This is a genomic window from Nostoc sp. NMS8 (genome assembly GCF_017115045.1).
Classification (GTDB): Bacteria; Cyanobacteriota; Cyanobacteriia; order Cyanobacteriales; family Nostocaceae; genus Nostoc.
In genome coordinates, this window is the sequence record NZ_JABXKK010000105.1 from 53,102 (window position 1) to 70,915 (window position 17,814).

Here is a 17,814-nt window from a genome sequence, read left to right on the forward strand (position 1 = left end):
GAGTGTACGCCTCTAGCAATACATTTTTAGTAGAAAGTTTTGGAAATATGGTGAAAATCAAAGCATTCTAAGTTAGAAATTATTATCATGGACAATTATATAAAAAATTATACTTCCATTGTGGTGTATAGCAGTAATGACACTTAGCGATAAACCAAACGGGTTGCAGCAAAGTTTAGACCAAGAAAGTTTACTGCATCGGATGACAAAACAGATCAGGCGATCGCTCGACCTTCAAGAAATATTAACGACTACTGTGAGCGAAGTGCGTTTATTTTTGGGTGCAGATCGGGTAAAGGTATATCGCTTTGATGCTGATGGTAGTGGTGAAGTTATTGCTGAATCTATTTATGAGCAACGTCTGCCGTCTTTATTGGGGTTACGCTTTCCAGTTCATGATATTCCAGAAGCCGCCAGAGAGATGTTTTTGTTACTTGGGCAACGCTCAATTGTGGATGTGGCAAATGAGAAGATTGGGCTATCGCCTCTACGGTCAGAAGAAACTGGTAAACGTCTAGAAACTAATATCTACTATCGGCAGGTAGACCCGTGCCATATTCAATACTTAAAGGCAATGGGGGTGCAGTCTTCATTAGTAGTGCCAATTTTACATTACGATCCACAAGAACAATCAGCAAAGGCGAAATTGTGGGGATTATTGGTATGTCACCACAGTAAACCGCGAGAGATTTTGAAGCGGGAACTAAAAGTATTGCAGCCAATTGCTGATCAGGTAACGATCGCGATCGCTCAAAGTAATCTACTCACCACAGCCCGCGCCAAACAAGAGCGAGAAGCTACTATTAATCGAATTACCACACTATTGCACAAACTGCCGACAATCCAATTACAGGGAGCGCTAGAAGAAGTTATTGCTGCCTTTAGTGGAGTCGGTGGCAGACTTTACATTGAACAGACTGGGGAACTATATACTTGGGGCGACCAACCGACACTTCCTTACGAATTAGATAACAGTATTCTCGAACAGCATCCCATCTGGCAAAACTGGATGGCTGACTGTAAACAAGGTAATATCTGGTCAACCCCTGACCTATACAAAGAACCACGTTTACGAGTTTTGGCTTTAGCGTTTCGTTCTACTCAAATTCGCGGACTCATGGTGATTCCTCTACATTACCGTGAAAAATTTATCGGTGTATTAAGTATTTTTCGCTCTGAATTTGAAACAGAAATCTTATGGGCGGGACAATGCGATCAAAATCGGCGACAACTATTACCCCAGGTTTCCTTTGATGTTTGGCGAGAACAAAAAAAGGGGCAAGCATCTGAGTGGAAGCCAGAAGAAATCTTATTGGCACAAGCCTTATATGAGCATTTCTCAATGGCAATTGAGCAACAGCAAATGTATAAACAGGTACAAGTCCTGAATGCCAACCTAGAACAGCGAGTGCAAGAGCAAACTGCTGAACTTGAAAAATCATTATTGTTTACCAAAGTACTCAAGCAAGTTACAGAGCATATTCGCCGTACATTAGACTTACAGACAACCTTGCAAACTATCGTCCGGGAAGTCCGTTCCCTACTAAATTCCGACCGACTGCTGATTTTTGAACTGAAGACTAAATCGGTAATTGTGGAAGAGATTAATGGCGATTGGCAGTCAGTTATAGGAGTGAATGCACCACCAGAATGCTTTCCTGATGAGTATACCCCTCTATACTTTCAGGGCCGGGTGCGGGCAATTAACAACGTTGCAGCTGCTTCTTTAAGAGATTGTCATCGAGAGTTTTTGGAGAGTCTGCAAGTGCAAGCAAACTTAATAGTTCCAATTAATATAGGTATGGAACTATGGGGTTTATTAATTGCCCATGAATGTGAGGCTCCTCGAAATTGGCAGGATGCAGAAATTGATTTATTGCAACAGTTAGGAGATCAAGCTGCGATCGCCATTCAACAAGCACAACTCTACAAACAAACCTACGATGCTGAAATTGAAGCTAGGAATCAAGCTGTTCAGGTAGAGCATACCCTACGTGAACTCCAAGAAACACAGACAAGATTGGTTCAGACCGAAAAAATGTCTGGCTTAGGACAGTTAATAGCAGGTATCGCTCACGAAATCAATAACCCCGTTAACTTTATTTACGGTAATCTCTGCCATGCCAGTGACTACACCGAACAACTTCTAGAAATTTTACGTCTCTACCGACTACACTATCCCCATCCCCATCGTGAAATTAGCGCCGCGATCGAAGCGATCGATTTTGAATTTTTGATAGAAGACCTCCCCAAAATCCTGACATCAATGCAAGTAGGAAGCGATCGCATCCGTTCAATAGTGTTGTCATTACGTAATTTTTCTCGCTTAGATGAGGCTGAAAACAAGCGCGTAGATATTCACGAAGGTCTTGACAACACCTTATTAATTTTGCAACATCGGCTAAAAGGAAGCGCTGGATCTCCACGCATTGAGATAATCAAAGACTATGGCAACATTCCACGGGTAGAATGCTATGCCGGTCAAATGAATCAGGTATTCATGAATATTTTCAGCAATGCCATAGATGCTTTGGGAGTGGCGAGTCGCAAGTGGGAAGCAGGGAATAGGGATGAGGGAGATGAGGAGAATAACTCATGCCCAATTCCAACTATTCAGATTTCTACTAAAGCCTCAGCAGACAACTTGCGTCTGTTGATTCGTATTAGTGACAATGGGCCTGGAATGACTGAAGAGGTGAAAAAGCGAATTTTTGACCCGTTTTACACTACCAAACCCGTAGGTAAGGGTACAGGTTTGGGACTGTCAATTAGCTATCAGATTATCGTCGAAAAACATGGGGGAATAATGGAGTGCATTTCAGAACTAGGCAAAGGTACAGAGTTCTGGATTGAGATTCCCATTAAGCCTCCAGCCAAAATAGTTAACTAAAGGTAGAGGAGGTAGGGGCACAGGGCATTGGTGTCAACTTAAGCAAAAGATGTAATCAATGTTATTAATAGCAATAATTCAATAAATATACTTAGGATTTTAAAGTATAACTATAAAGCTTAAGTGTTTATAATGATTTTTTTAAGCATTGAAATAATTGAGTAAAAAATCATCTTCAGGTAATGACGATCATTGATTACAAGTATTAACCTGTGAATATGCAGATTAATGAAAATATCAAAAAATAAGCAACATGGCTAAAATTATTATTACTGGAGCCGCTGGCTTTATTGGCTCTCATCTTGCAGAAACATTGCTGCAACAAGGGGAAGAAGTGATCGGGATTGATGAATTCAATGATTACTACGATCCGATGTTAAAGTTTAAAAATATTGCACACTTGCATCAGTCACCTGGCTTTACTTTAATTGAAGGAGATATGCAGTTTTTAGATTGGCAGCAACTCCTAAAAGATGTTGATGTAGTTTACCATCAAGCAGCCCAAGCAGGTGTTAGAGCAAGTTGGGGTAAATCTTTTCGAGGTTATACAGAACGAAATATTAATGCTACACAAGTTTTGCTAGAAGCAGCTAAGGATGCTAAACACCTGAAAAGGTTGGTGTTTGCTTCTTCATCAAGTGTATATGGTGATGCGGAAACATTACCTACCCATGAGAGAATTTGTCCTCAACCAGTTTCTCCTTACGGCATTACGAAGCTAGCAGCGGAGTTTTTATGTGAAGTGTATCACAAAAACTTTGGCGTACCCTGTGTGGCATTGCGTTATTTCACAGTTTATGGCCCTAAACAGCGCCCAGATATGGCATTTAATAAGTTTTTTAAATCCATTTTGCAAGATGAGGCGATTCCTATTTACGGCGATGGGCAGCAAACGCGGGAGTTTACCTTTGTTAGTGATATCATTGCCGCTAATTTAGCAGCCGCCATCGCACCCGAAGCCGTGGGAGAAATCTTTAATATCGGTGGTGGTAGCAGAGTAGTTTTAGCAGAAGTTTTAGATACGATTGAAGAAATTGTCGGGAAACCAATTAAAAGAAACCACATAGAAAAGGCGATGGGAGACGCCCGCCACACGGCTGCTGATGTATCTAAAGCGCAGAAACTCCTGGGATATCAGCCGCAAGTTTCCCTAAGAGAGGGTTTGACACGGGAATGGGAGTGGATTAAGTCGTTGTATTAACTTTAGACAACTAGGGATTGGGTTTTAGGTTTTATCTCACAGTCAAGCAGGCTTTGGTGTTGGGCCGTTTCAGCAAAAGTTAGACATTACGATATCCTCACAAAACATTCCTGATAATTACTGGTTCCAAAAATCACTTCGGTACAGGAAGCTAGAGGAGGTAAATTTTTTCTGGATATATGAAATTAATCCAAATACTAAAGGTAGCTGTAATTCCTGTTTTGACTGTATTTAGCTTTGTATCTACATCCAATACAGCACTAGCTGACTATTTAAATAGTCAGGGTTCAGGAGGTAATTACCGTTATGAATTATGGTCTACCGATGATAATAGTGGTTACTACTTGAAAATTTGGTCATCTGAAGCAAGTCAAAACAGTGACGCACACTCCACAACTAGAGCATTTGCTTCTAGTAGGGAAGCTCTAATTTATTTTGATTGCAATTACGCTGAGAGAAGTTTACCAGAATGTCCGCGATGAGAATTGTGAACACCTCTCAGCATAATTCGTAATTCGTAATTCTTTAATTACGAATTACGAATTAGTAATTACACTTCGGTGGGTTGATATTCTTGTTGTCTTTCCACAAACGATTGGACACGGGTGCGGTAGTTTCTCACAGTCTCATCTACCCATTCGCGATCGTTGCTATTTGCATACAAATGCACCAGTGGTTCGCTGGCATCTGGTAAAACTAACAGCCAACTGTCATCATAAGGTTGACAAATTTTCACTCCATCGATTAACTCAAGGTTTTGGGCGGGGTGAGTTTCCACTAAGTAACGCATCAAAGCACCCTTAGCTGTCCACGGACAGCGGACTGTATAAGTTTTGTGAATTACACGGGGTAATTCCGATCGCGCCGCCGCAAGCGATCGCTCTTGTATAGTCAACATCTCAATGATCTTGGCAATGCAGAACATGGAATCAAATCCCGGATGCAGTTGCGGGAAAATAAAACCAGTCTCTCCACTACCTCCTAATACCACATTTGGGTTTTTCTGGCAAGCTTCCATTAAAGCTGTCGGGTTGGCTTTGGTGCGAATCACTCTGCCATCATGGCGACGGGCGACTTGTTCAATCGCACTGGAAGCATGAACTGGCACTACTACTGTTCCTCTGGGGTTAGCCGTCAGAATCATATCTACCATCAGTGCTGTTAAAGTTTCTCCACGAATTGGGTAGCCTGATTCATCAACTAAAATTAGTTGTTCCCCATTCGCGGATACTTGCACGCCAAAGTTAGCTTTTAATGCTTCCACAACATGGCCTAACTGAGTCAGCAATGCTTCGCGGTCAGTGATTGACATTGCCGTTTTATTGACACTGGCATTCAACACTACTGCATCAGCGCCAAATTTATCTAACATTTGGGGTAAAACTGCCCCGGATACTGCATAAACATAATCAATCACCACTTTTGCCCGACTGTTGCGGAGTGTATGAACATGCAACAATTTTTCAAAAGCAGTGCAGTAGCGCTCCATGACTTGGCTAGGATAAGATACATCACCAATTTCATGAATTAGCGCCCGCCGCATATCTTCCTTAAAGTAAGCCCCTTCAATTTTCTTTTCCAGGGCTTTGGAGATATTAATGCCCTTAGCATCCATGAATTCAATCAAAATGTAGTCAGGGCGATCGGGGTGTACCCGCACATGGATACCACCAGCTACCGACATTGTGGGTATAACTGTGCGGGCAATGGGAATAGCTGTGGCATCGAGGTTTTGAATATCAATACCTACTGACATTAAACCAGCAATGAGCGATCGCGTCACCATCCGAGAGACATTACGCTGGTCACGGGAAACCGTTACTTTAGAACCAGGTTTCAAGGTTGAACCGTAAGCAGATCCCAATTTCACGGCGAATTCTGGGGTGATGTCGATATTAGCTAATCCTTGGACACCACGTTGCCCAAATAAATTTCGTTGGGCGGTGTTGCCCCAAATCAAGTTAATGTTTAAAATTGCCCCTGACTCAATCTTTTTACTAGGCCAAACACGCACACCAGGGCTAATTTGGGCTTCTTCTCCCACTGTGGAAAGCGAACCCACAACAGCAGCTTCTAATACATGGGCGCGGCGGTCTACACGAGTGCCACGGGAAATTACACAGGCAGAAAGATGCGCTTCTTCGCCAATAAATGCCCCATTCCACACTATGGGACGTTTGAGATTAGCATCAGCGCCAATAGTGACATTATCTCCAATGACGGTTCCCGCCTCAATTTGGACTCTTGCACCGATGCGGCAATTATCACCAATCACTACTGGGGTTTCAATCACAGCCGTCTGGTCAATGTAAGTATTTTGGCCTACCCATAACTCATGAGAAACTTCTTTGTAGGCAAAATCGAGATTGACTTTCCGATCTAGAGCATCATACTGAGCTTCCCGATAGGCGTCTAAGTGACCAACATCACACCAATAACCTTGAGCAATGTAACCATACATTGGCTCATCTTTTGCTAATAGTAAGGGGAATAAGTCTTTGGAAAAGTCACATTCAATATTTGCTGGCAGATATTCCAAAACTTCTGGTTCGAGAATGTAAGTACCAGTATTGACGGTATCAGAAAAAATTTCACTACTAGAGGGTTTTTCTAAAAATCGCCGAATTCGTGCTTCCTCATCGGTAATCACTACCCCAAACTCAATCGGGTTGGGAACCCTGGTTAAAATCAAAGTAGCTTTTGACTTCTTTTGTTTGTGAAATGCGATCGCAGCTGTGAGGTCGAAATCTGTTATGCTATCACCGCTAATGACTAAAAAAGTTTCATCAAGAAGTTCGGCAATGTTTTTTACACAGCCGGCTGTACCCAAAGGCTGATCTTCTTCAACCGCATAAGTCATTTGGACGCCGAAATCGCTGCCATCTTGAAAATAGTCTCGCAAGACATCAGGTAAATAATGCAATGTCGCAATAACTTCCGTAATTTGATGTCTTTTGAGGAGATTGATAATATGTTCGGCAATTGGTCGATTTAGAATCGGCACCATCGGTTTCGGCAGATCGCAAGTTAATGGGCGAAGCCGCGTTCCCGAACCCCCTGCCATCAGTACTGCACGCATAAATTCTCCTTAACTAGTTACAGCCTTCGCTACTGCAAGACTTATGAGATATTTTTTATTCTTCCTTCTTTAGTCTCCTATGGATATTGATATTTGAGGAAATTCCATAAGATGCATCTAGATTAGGGTATTGGGCATCTGACCGAAACAGATTGAAGAAGAATTCAGGAGTCAGAATTCAATAATCAGTGGGGGATTCAGACTTGCCAATGGAAACCATCAATCAAACCACTTCTTAAATATTAATAGTTTTCTCCTAATTTATACTAAGTTACAAACACGTTGTAACGCTTGTTGAAGTAGGATTTGATATTCTTTATCCCCAACCCGACAAGCACCAAACCTTTCCAAATGGGGATTCATCATTTGGGCATCAAAAAACACAAATTTCCTCTGGCGCAATCTTTCTACCAACTTCACCATCGCCACCTTTGAACCTTCGGGAATGCGGTAGAACATCGACTCACCAATGAAAGCGCCACCAATGACAATCCCTAAAATTCCCCCAGCTAATTCGTCACCCTGCCAAGTTTCAAAACTATAAGCATAACCATTCTGGTAAAGTAGCGAATAAATCTCTCGTAATTCCGGTGAAATCCAAGTTGTCTCTCTGTCAGCACACCCAGCTACCACAGCTTGAAAATCCCGATTAATCGCCACTGTAAAACGTTCTTGATTGATAACGCGCTGTAAAGATTTGGGGTAGCGAAACCGTTCATCCAAAGGAATCAAAGTCCGATCGCGACTTCCGTACCAACTCAGGCGATCGCGCTCATCAGCCATGAGAAAATAGCCTTGTGCATAGCCCTCAACAATAGCGGCGATATCATATTGCATAAATAAATATAAAAAAACACTCTTAGAAACGCAATTTGATGCTAACAGTCAACCTCAGCGTTCCTCTGCGTTTCCCTCCGCGTCCCTCTGCGTTTAAAAAAGATGACTCAACCAATTCCACCCATCACCCTACCACCGCCCGAAAACCCTCTACTCGAAGGTGAATGGTTACGAGAACGCTTACAACGGTGGTTAGATACAGAATTTATCCCCGAAGCAGTCAACCAAAATATTGCTCAACGAGCCGCACAGATTTTTGTGCGTCAACGGATGGAGGGAGAAAATGACCTTGGTTCTCTGGTAATTGCCATTGTCACAGAGATGCAGTCCTATGATTTTTCTAATAGCTTTTACGGAGAGTTTGCGATCGCCAACGCCGTCAGCGATCTACTCTTAGAAAGTCTGGGAATTGATAAATGTTGTGGTCAATAATATTTTGTCATTTGTCATTTGTCCTTTGTCATTTATCCTTTGTCCTTTGTTATTTACCAATGACGAATACAACTCTTGGAGAGGCTGCGCCAACGACTACGCTCAGTACAAGTGACTAATGACTAATGACCAATGACTAATGACTCTTAACTACCAACTAGACTTAACAACTCCAGGCAAAAGACCTTCATGTGCCCATTCTCGTAGCACGTTCCGAGACAACCCAAAATCGCGGTAAACACCTCTAGAACGACCAGTCAACCAACAACGATTGCGGTGGCGAGTGGGCGCACTATTCCGGGGTAGCTGTTGAATCTTCCGATGGATTTCCAGCTTATCCAAAGGAGATGCCGCACTTCTGAACTCTTCTAGAAGGGCTTCTCGCTTGTCAGCATACTTTTCTATCAACCTGGTGCGCTTTTTCTCGCGCTCAATCAAGCTCTTTTTTGCCATAAATTCTCTAACTTAATTTAAAGACACCGTTTTCCATTCTACAGTCTCGCCATCAATTCTGGGGTTACTTGTGTCGCTTACCCTACAACCACTGGCTGATTCGCAGCAGGACATAAATCAGCAAGCTCACAAGCAACACAAACGGGAGAGCGGGCTTTACAAATAGCACGACCATGATAAATCAGCCGAATTGACCAATTTTCCCAATCAGGCTGCGGCAATAAACCCATTAAATCTTGCTCAATGCGAACGGGGTCTTTTGCTTCAGTTAAACCCAAACGTCCGCTGAGGCGCTTGACGTGAGTATCTACTGTCACGCCGGCATTAATTCCATAAGCATGAGCCAAGACTACATTTGCTGTTTTGCGCGCCACACCTGGAAGCTTTAACAATTGCTCCATTTGGTTGGGGACAACAGAGTTAAACTCAGTGACAATCATCCGACAGGCGGCTTGAATGTTTTTAGCTTTGTTGTGATAAAATCCGGTTGAACGCACCAAACTTTCTAATTCTACCAAGTCAGCGATCGCTAAACTTGCAGCATCAGGAAACTTACCAAATAAAGCTGGTGTTACCTTATTCACTCGCTCATCAGTACACTGAGCCGAGAGAATCGTTGCTACCAATAGTTGTACTGGTGTTGAGTAGTTCAAAGAGCAGGTAGCATCTGGATAAAGACGCTTCAGACGAGCTAAAATTTCTAGCGATCGCTTCTTTAAAGGTGAAAGTTTCTCTTTCCTACTCCCCACTCCCGACTTCCCACTCGCTATTTTCACTGGAATAATTTTTGCACCCATTCCAATTGGCTAGTTAATTGGGTAGTTTCTTTGACTATCAGAAAAATTCCTAAGCCTAAGAGTAGCACCAAACCAGTTTGCATTACACCTTCTTGAATCCGGGCAGGTACAGGCTTACCGCGCAAACCTTCAATTAGCAGAAAAGCCAGTTGTCCGCCATCCAAAGCTGGTAAAGGCAAAATGTTGATAATAGCCAAGTTAATGCTGATAATTGCGGCAAAAGACAACAGATTTACGCTATTGTCCTCAGCTAACTTTGCACCTATTTTGACAATATTAACTGGCCCAGAAACTTGTCCAGCAGTTTGTTGAAAGTTGGTAATCAACTGTCCAAAACCGCTGAGTGTTCCAACAAATAATTGTTGAAATCTATTGGCAGCAAGACCGAAAATTTCAAAAGGACTATTAGGACGGCGATAAATTGCTGTAGCATTTGGACTGAGTGCCACACCAACTACACCTTTACCATCAGCTCCCAATTTTGGTGTTAATTTCAGGATTTGTTGTTGTTTTTCACGCAGAATTTTCAGTTCGATTTGCTGATTGGGATGAGTTTGAATTTCTTTTGTCAGCAAAGGAGTTGATTTATCAGAAGCCGGGAGTTCTTGACCGTTAACAGCCAGAATAATATCTCCTTCCCGAATTCCTGCTTGATAGGCAACAGATTCTTGATTAACAGGCTGTACAAGGACACCAGCTTGATAGGTTAATTCCTTGGGAATGCCGACAATACCCAATTGCAGAGCCAACACCAAGTAAGCAAATATTAAATTGGCAATTACTCCGGCACTGATAACTATCGCCCGGTCTAAAACTGGACGATTACGCAGCAGATTTGGGTCATTGGGTGGAACATCGCTATCGGGGTCATCATCGGGAAAGCCCACAAAACCGCCCAAAGGAAAAGCGCGGACAGCATATTCGGTTTGTGAACCTTGGTACTTCAAAAGAACTGGGCCAAAACCCAAAGAAAAACGGTTAACAAGAATGCCTTGAGAACGTGCTGCAACAAAATGTCCCAACTCGTGTACCAAGATCAAAACAGCCAAGACTGCGATCGCTGCTAAAACTGACATAGAGTAAATTTAGTGAAGATATTAAGCTATAGTTATCTTCATTCTAATTGGGTATTGGGCATGGGGCATTGGGCATTGGGCATTGGTAAAAGACTAATGACAAATTACAAAACTTCACGTCCCAAGTAAGGTTGCAATACTTCTGGTATCTTCACCGTCCCATCAGATTGTTGATAGTTTTCCAAAATTGCTGCCATTGTCCTTCCCACCGCCAAACCCGAACCATTAAGGGTGTGTACGAACTGAGTTCCTTTCTTCCCCGCCTCCTTGAAGCGAATATCAGCCCGTCGTGCTTGGAAATCTATAGTATTGGAACAGCTAGAAATTTCGCGGTATTTGCCAGAAGAGGGCAACCAAACCTCTAAATCATAAGTTTTGGTAGAGGCAAATCCCAAATCTCCAGTACTTAAATTTACTACTCGATAAGGCAACCGCAACGCCTGTAAAATTGCTTCTGCATTCCCTACCAATTTCTCTAATTCATCAAAAGACGTACTGGGTTCGACAAACTTCACCATTTCCACCTTGTTAAATTGATGGAGACGAATTAATCCCCGCATATCGCGTCCATAACTACCAGCTTCGCGGCGAAAACAGGGGGTAAAGGCACAGTGGTAAATAGGCAAATCTTCAGCAGCGAGAATTTCACCCCGGTAGAGATTTGTAACTGGAACTTCCGCCGTCGGAATCAGCCACAAGTCATCATCAGCGCATTTAAAGCTTTCTTCCGCAAACTTAGGTAACTGACCAGTCGCCGTCAAAGACTCAGTATTCACCAACAGCGGCGGACTAACTTCTATATACCCTGCTTGAGTATGGAGACTCAGCATAAATTGAATTAATGCCCTCTCCAATGCCGCACCAGCACCTATCAATGTCACAAAGCGACTTTGGGCAACTTTTACAGCTCGTTCGACATTGAGAATACCTAGCTTTTCGCCAATTTCCCAGTGAGGGAGAATATTCGGATTTTGGGGAATATACTCATCACCCCAACGACGCACTTCTACGTTATCTTCCTCATTCTTACCAAGGGGTGTAGAGTCGCTTGGCAAGTTGGGAAGTGCCAACACAAGTTGAGCAATTTCAGCTTTGAGTTCTTTTTCTTGGGGTTCAAGTTGGCTCAAAGTAGCTTTAACAGAGTTACCTTCATCCCGCAAAGCTTGAATTTCTGGGTCTTGAGGATTGATCCCAGATTTAATTTTCTGCCCGACAATTTTACCAATTTCGTTGCTCCGGGCTTGGAGTTGACTACGTGTCCCCTCAAGTTCCCGTTGTTGCCGATCTAACAGTAATATCGGTTCAATGTCGTATTTACCACTACGACTATTCAATCGTTCTTGAACGAATTGCGGATTTTCTCGTATTTGCTTGATATCCAGCACAGATTTTTCTCAGTTTTTAGCCTATTATCTTTTTGTCAATACAGTTAACACATAAGCATCCAGCATATAGTAATTTCGGTTTGCTGTGACTGGAAAAACAAAGTTTTTTAGAAAAATTAGTCTTAACCTATTATCAAAATTTTACCCTAGCATCACTGCCAGGGCTACGAAAGTAGATAATGCATTTAACCAATCATGGATTGGTATTTGAAGTCACTGTCGTTTCAGCAACCTGAGCTAGAATCTGACCATTGCCATTAGCGTTTTCAGTTGCGGCAAACGTCTTTTGAGTGATACTCGGTTGTTCCCTATCGTCTCTAGTTTGTCCAAGTGAAGGTAGCCAGTATGCAAGCACACTTGATAAACCACCCCAGTAAAGGGCAACATTCTTATCGTTATCTGGTGAACCAAGTTTGAAAATGCACAGTCCCAGTACGATGCTACTAAAGAAAACCTGTACGCTAAATCTCCAAGCTTCTTGATTAAATTTCCGTTCTGGTTGATTTTTCATAATGTTAAGACTTTCAAAAAAGATGTGTATCATCCCTGTGCCACTTTTTAGCAGGATGTTTTTTTCAAATAATCTATAGTTGTCTTCACACCTTGGGCTATATGTTACGGAAAAGTAGAATAGGATTACGCAATTAATTTGCTAAATAAAAAAAGATAAGGAGAAATTATTTACCGAAGAAAGGCAGAGGGCAGGATAGCGCAGCGTTAGCGAGTCCGCGTTCGCTTTTAGCGTCTCGTAGAGGGCGTCGGCAGGAGGAAGAAAATATATTTTTTGCCCTCTGCCAAACGGGTTTAAAGCAAGTAAATTTATTTATAAAAAACAAAGAAATATGTATAACTAGTGGCGCAGTGAACCAGTGCTGTAGGCGGGTTTCCCGCCGTAGGCGACTGGTGAACCCGAAGGGCGCAAGAAATACGGCGTCCTTATTAAATCCACTAAGTATTATTTATGGGGATTCCTTCCGCCTCCTTAATCTCCTCAATTCCCCACTTGTATTAAGGACGGTTAATGCGATTGAGTAGCCAAAGCGATGCTACAAGCCCTGCAAAGTGTGCTGAGACGGTGTTGGTGTTTGCCTGTACGACAAGCATATCTAGACCGCTAATAATTCGGGTAGGGTCAAAAAATTGGGTAGTTATCGCTTGCGGAGAGATGGATCTTGCTACCAGTGTGCCAACGATCGCTTGCGCCCCCAATAGAGTCACCAGCGTTCCCCCTAAATTCACCCACAGCCCTAAGCGTAATACTTGCACAGTCTCACTTTTGCGAGGGCGGTTGCTGGGATTGGAGGATTCCAATAGCTTGCCAATTCTAGTATAACGGTAGGCTAAATAAATTCCCCCACCCAAAACAACCAGTCCACAAATTGCTAAAAATACACCAAAGCCAGTCCCAGGATTATTAGTAGGACTGCCAGTTTTTTGATTAAAGACGGCGAACAGCAGCACAATTATGCTAGAAACAACGCCTAGCACTAGCTGAATCCAGAAGCTAATCCAACCTGTAAGGCGAAAAGTTTGGGCAATTACCCTAAGAGTTGAGGAAGATGATGGGGCATCGGGAGTTTGTGACATAGTACCAATGTGCTGCGCTTTATTAAGGGACAAGAGTAAACAGGGACGTGGGGACATGGAGAGTTCTTTACCCGCGTCCCTTGCGTCTTATTTGATAAATTTACTATCACACTTGCCACAACAGACAAGAGATTCTCTTGTCGAGGAAACCAGCAATGGTTGCTACTTAAGTGTTTTCACTGGCGTAGCAGCTTTAACCCAGACATATCCCTTAGCGTAAGCTTTTAGAATTCGCATTGGGAAAATTACTGTAAAACAAAGTGTTTATTAACATTTACAGACAAAATAGCATTTTACCTGTAAAATTTCTTCGATGGCATTTTATTGCTTAAGCGGTTCTAACCACTCTGGCATCACTTAACACCAAGATAGTGACTTCGCCACTGTCTGTTGGCTCCTCAAGACACTGTATCGAGCTTAGGTAGGGATACATTATTTTGTACCCCTAAAACTCGCAAACTCTTCCCACTATTTCACAGATGTGGGTGATTATTTGGTCTTTACGCAATGGATATCTAGTCTAAGTAGCTTTATATGTATTACTCACTTAGCAGTAGCACTGTATACTGACTACAAGGATTGTAGACCTTACCCTAAGGCATTTTTTTAGCCATTCACTAACCATGAAACTTGAGGATATATATCAATTTTTTGAGAATCCTCCGCCAACTTACCTTTGTCAGGAACTTGCAGTTTGTTACATACTGTTTGTTTTATTACAAGGGGAATCCTACGGAACCGAGTTGATCGAGCAATTAGAAACGGAATATCCCATCTATCGGCTTTCAGATACCGTACTTTATAGTGCAATCAAATTTCTGGAAGACCAAGGGGCAATCACTGGATATTGGAAGAAACTCGAAGGACGGGGACGCCCCAGGCGGATGTACCAAGTTTCTCCCGAATGGCAAGTTCAAGCTCAGGATTTAGCTTTTCTTTGGCAACACTACATTAACGGGAGGACAAAGTAATAGGATTTTAGATTTTAGATTTTGGATTGTGGAAGAGTCGCTAGTAATCGCTTTTTGGCGCTCTATTTGTCGCAATCATTGTTCAAATCGGTATAACGAATAATTGATAATGAATAAGTCTCCTCCAGTCAAACATTAACAATTCGTTATGGATACTGCTATTCTGCCATCTACGTTCCTGCTAACTTTGTTGTTATCGGTTGGGCTGTTTTTCTTTATTCGTGCCTCGACTAAAGACCGCACAGAAATAGTGCAACTGGTATCTGAGCAAGACGAAGCTGCTTTGATGTCTCAATTAAAAGAGTATTTTCGATCGCGGTCTTACCGAGTGGCAGCGGTAGACCGAGAACAAAACCAAGTGACTTTTGAAGGTTTTGTTCGCCCCAGCTGGTTCTTAGCTATATTCCTAACTTTACTTGCAGCTACCGGGATTGTTTGTTTATTTCTGGTTGTATACCTGCTTTTTCCTCGCCTGAGTACTGTTGTTCTGGCGATGGTTCTGCTGTCGCCTTTAAGTGGTCTATTTTATTGGAAAAAGTCTGGAAGACTTGAGAAGGTGTTGCTCAAAGTAGAAACAACTCAGAGCGAACAAACCTCCTCAAGTAGGATCACCGTAGTTGCCCATCGAGATGAACTCAGTGAGTTGCAAAGGACTCTACAGCTAAAGCCTGGGAAATAATTGTTGATTTTCGTGACCATCTTTTAACTATGATATGCAGACTTCTGACCTGACCTACTCTTTAGGCAATGGAAAGTAGGAAGGAGGAAATCAAGACCAATGCTTTGTCAGTTTTCCCCGCGACATAAGTCGTGGGGAAAAAATTTAAATTCATTAACTTAAATTCATTGACAGAGCTTTCTCAATATCTACGGCATAAGAGCGCAACTTCACTAGCACTTTTAAACGCGCCTGGCTCTATACCAACTCCCTTCTGCATCATCAAAATAGTATCAACCCATGCAATCTAGCGTGGTTTGAGACAAATTTACTTTCCAACTACCTGGACTAGATTTACTGGCAATCAGCTACAAACTAAAAAAAAATTAAATTTTGCATAAACTTAGCAATTTTGCCAGTTAATGATAGTCAGGAGCCACATTCAATGCCTAAGATGACCATTGATGGTTCACCTACCAGCTAAAGCAAGAGGTTCCTGACCTGGCGAAGGTTCTAACACCCTCAAACTAGGAAACAAGAAATGGTTTTCCTCTACGTATTGAGCACCAAACAGTCCCTTTTCTGCCCAGAAATAACGATCTGTAGTGTGTTCATTGCGCTTTACGAGTAGCAACGCTGGTGGCAAAATCCCTTCAGCTTGAATGAATCTTCTCGCTGCTGTCACAGGCTTTTCTTCGCCACTTTCGATGCTATATTGAGGCACGTGTTCCAAAATGCGCCGTCCTTCCTGACGACGACGACTCTTCCTTTTGCGTCTCCTTGCCAATTTATTGTCCTCCTCTTTCAAGCTATAGATTGTAGTTATAGCTACAAAATCCGTCGTCATTATATAGGTTCTAGTTCAGAATATCAATAGTTTTTAACCTTTTAATATAAGAAAGTTAATATCTTTGAAAATAGACAAAACAAAATCACCTAAGAATATAATCCCTTAGTAGAAACTATCTCTAAGAAAATTTTAGTTAAGCTTTATTAAATGAGTGAGGTAAAAATTAAGTATCCTCTCTTACATCATGCCTCAAAATCTATAATCTTGAGCAAGAGCTAAAAAATGTTAATGTCTGCCAGTTCCGATTTTCTTGCTTTGTGTCGAGAGCAAATAGCGCTGCTAACCCAAGGGCTGGGAGCAACTTTAAGTATTGTGTACTTAACACAAGAATTGGTAGAAACTCCTTCAGGCGATGCAAAACTTATTCCTGTAGTGATTTACCCAGAAACAGCATTACTACCGCCAGGAGAGGAGAATGCTGAGGGGACAGCATACAAGCAACTTCAAGTTGAAAATGCGTTGATATTACCCAATCATCACCGAAGGTTATTGACAGCAGGTTTAGAATCTCCAACTTCGTCGCGGGAGTCTGAGATACCAGATGCGTCTCAACCCGATCTAAAAGAGGAATACCTACTTAGTGGCAACCAAATTGTTTTACCTCTGGTCTATGAGGGTGTGATGATGGGGTTACTAGTGACAGGTAGGAATGATCGGGCATGGAATGAACATGAGCAAAGTCAGATTCAAAGGATAGCCCAAACATTAGCGATCGCATGTATTTTAGATCAGAGACGAGCATGGTTTGAGCAGCAGTTGCGTGAGCAACAAATTCTCCAAGAAAAACAGCAGGATTTGCTGGATAATCTGTTGCATCAGTTTCGTAACCCATTAACGGCGTTGCGGACTTTTGGTAAACTGCTGTTAAAACGATTACGACCAGCAGACGCTAACCGGGATGTGGCAAATAGTATTGTCCGAGAAAGCGATCGCCTCCAAGAATTGCTGCAACAATTTGAGCAAGTAATTGACTTGACAGAGACAGATTTAGCACCACTTCTGACAGAAGATGAAGTATTTGTAGAAGCAACGATCCAAAAAGACGCGAAACCGCCGCTATTATTGCCGGGAACGGGAGATAAAGCAGTTGACTGCTCCCTAGCAGATATATTGGAACCATTATTAATATCAGCCAAAGCGATCGCCCAAGAGCGAAAGCTAAAACTCATAACTGAAATTCAACAAAATTCATCTCTAGTACGTGCCAATGTCAAAGCATTACGAGAGGTGTTAACTAACATTATTGATAATGCTTTAAAATACACTCCCACTGGTGGCAAAATTTTGATTCAGGCGGGGCAAGAAAAAGCGAATTTTCAGGGAATAGTCATTAGTGATAACGGGCCTGGAATTCCACCCCAAGATTTAGAACATCTTGGAGAACGGCATTATCGGGGTGTACAAGCGCAAACAGAAATTCCAGGTACAGGTTTGGGGTTAGCGATCGCTAAACAATTAATAGAGCAAATGCAGGGCGAAATTGAGGTTTTCAGCCCTGCAATCAACTCTAAGTTAACTTCACCCAATGCACCGGGAACTACATTTATTATTTGGTTGCCGGAAGTTTAGAATTTGTCATTTGTCCTTTGTAAAGACTA

General features: G+C 42.2%; 16 protein-coding genes. 7 read left to right on the forward strand and 9 right to left on the reverse strand.

Annotated features, from left to right (window positions below):
* Positions 1-136: 136 nt before the first annotated feature.
* From HWQ39_RS27615 to HWQ39_RS27625, 3 genes are all read left to right on the forward strand, one after another.
* A complete protein-coding gene (locus tag HWQ39_RS27615; protein WP_292852456.1) occupies positions 137-2,890 on the forward strand; it encodes a GAF domain-containing protein in 2,754 nt (917 codons plus the stop codon).
* 253 nt (positions 2,891-3,143) lie between these two features.
* A complete protein-coding gene (locus HWQ39_RS27620; protein ID WP_292852459.1) occupies positions 3,144-4,091 on the forward strand; it encodes an NAD-dependent epimerase/dehydratase family protein in 948 nt (315 codons plus the stop codon).
* A gap of 179 nt (positions 4,092-4,270) precedes the next feature.
* The gene (locus HWQ39_RS27625; protein WP_292852461.1) at positions 4,271-4,573 is read left to right on the forward strand and encodes a hypothetical protein; all 303 of its coding nucleotides are present in this window, start codon (positions 4,271-4,273) and stop codon (positions 4,571-4,573) included.
* Positions 4,574-4,641: 68 nt separating this feature from the next.
* Here HWQ39_RS27625 and HWQ39_RS27630 read toward each other — a convergent pair whose 3' ends face one another.
* Positions 4,642-7,170, reverse strand: coding sequence for a mannose-1-phosphate guanyltransferase (locus tag HWQ39_RS27630; RefSeq protein WP_292852464.1), 2,529 nt, complete (start codon positions 7,168-7,170; stop codon positions 4,642-4,644).
* A 261-nt stretch (positions 7,171-7,431) separates the two neighbouring features.
* Positions 7,432-8,007 (reverse strand): leucyl/phenylalanyl-tRNA--protein transferase, encoded by a 576-nt coding sequence (gene aat / locus HWQ39_RS27635; protein ID WP_292852467.1) that lies wholly within the window; start codon positions 8,005-8,007, stop codon positions 7,432-7,434.
* Between the two features lie 102 nt (positions 8,008-8,109).
* Between aat and HWQ39_RS27640 the strand changes: the two genes are divergently transcribed.
* Positions 8,110-8,439 (forward strand): hypothetical protein, encoded by a 330-nt coding sequence (locus tag HWQ39_RS27640; protein WP_012410384.1) that lies wholly within the window; start codon positions 8,110-8,112, stop codon positions 8,437-8,439.
* A 150-nt stretch (positions 8,440-8,589) separates the two neighbouring features.
* Here the strand turns inward: HWQ39_RS27640 and rpsN are convergent, their stop codons facing one another.
* The 6 genes from rpsN to HWQ39_RS27670 form a co-directional block, all read right to left on the reverse strand.
* Positions 8,590-8,892 carry a 30S ribosomal protein S14 gene (gene rpsN, locus HWQ39_RS27645; protein ID WP_292724399.1) on the reverse strand — a complete coding sequence of 101 codons (303 nt, stop codon included), beginning with the start codon at positions 8,890-8,892 and terminating at the stop codon, positions 8,590-8,592.
* Between the two features lie 77 nt (positions 8,893-8,969).
* On the reverse strand, positions 8,970-9,689 hold the full coding sequence (nth, locus tag HWQ39_RS27650; RefSeq protein WP_292852470.1) for an endonuclease III: 720 nt from the start codon (positions 9,687-9,689) through the stop codon (positions 8,970-8,972).
* Positions 9,665-10,765: an RIP metalloprotease RseP gene (rseP, locus tag HWQ39_RS27655; RefSeq protein WP_292852472.1), complete on the reverse strand. Its 1,101-nt coding sequence runs from the start codon at positions 10,763-10,765 to the stop codon at positions 9,665-9,667. Before rseP ends, nth begins: the two co-directional genes overlap by 25 nt.
* 104 nt (positions 10,766-10,869) lie before the next feature.
* Positions 10,870-12,150: a serine--tRNA ligase gene (gene serS, locus HWQ39_RS27660; RefSeq protein ID WP_292852475.1), complete on the reverse strand. Its 1,281-nt coding sequence runs from the start codon at positions 12,148-12,150 to the stop codon at positions 10,870-10,872.
* A 193-nt stretch (positions 12,151-12,343) separates the two neighbouring features.
* Positions 12,344-12,661 (reverse strand): hypothetical protein, encoded by a 318-nt coding sequence (locus HWQ39_RS27665; protein ID WP_292852478.1) that lies wholly within the window; start codon positions 12,659-12,661, stop codon positions 12,344-12,346.
* A gap of 497 nt (positions 12,662-13,158) precedes the next feature.
* On the reverse strand, positions 13,159-13,737 hold the full coding sequence (locus tag HWQ39_RS27670) for a DUF3611 family protein (RefSeq protein WP_292852481.1): 579 nt from the start codon (positions 13,735-13,737) through the stop codon (positions 13,159-13,161).
* A gap of 623 nt (positions 13,738-14,360) precedes the next feature.
* Between HWQ39_RS27670 and HWQ39_RS27675 the strand changes: the two genes are divergently transcribed.
* Positions 14,361-14,708, forward strand: coding sequence for a PadR family transcriptional regulator (locus tag HWQ39_RS27675; RefSeq protein WP_292852484.1), 348 nt, complete (start codon positions 14,361-14,363; stop codon positions 14,706-14,708).
* Between the two features lie 148 nt (positions 14,709-14,856).
* Positions 14,857-15,387 carry a cofactor assembly of complex C subunit B gene (locus tag HWQ39_RS27680; RefSeq protein ID WP_292852487.1) on the forward strand — a complete coding sequence of 177 codons (531 nt, stop codon included), beginning with the start codon at positions 14,857-14,859 and terminating at the stop codon, positions 15,385-15,387.
* 448 nt (positions 15,388-15,835) lie between these two features.
* On the opposite strand, the gene HWQ39_RS27685 is transcribed toward HWQ39_RS27680, so the two are convergent.
* On the reverse strand, positions 15,836-16,153 hold the full coding sequence (locus HWQ39_RS27685) for a DUF3155 domain-containing protein (protein WP_099100497.1): 318 nt from the start codon (positions 16,151-16,153) through the stop codon (positions 15,836-15,838).
* Positions 16,154-16,438: 285 nt separating this feature from the next.
* Between HWQ39_RS27685 and HWQ39_RS27690 the strand changes: the two genes are divergently transcribed.
* Entirely contained in the window at positions 16,439-17,785 is a 1,347-nt protein-coding gene (locus HWQ39_RS27690) for a GAF domain-containing sensor histidine kinase (protein ID WP_292852490.1), read from the forward strand.
* Positions 17,786-17,814 lie beyond the last annotated feature (29 nt).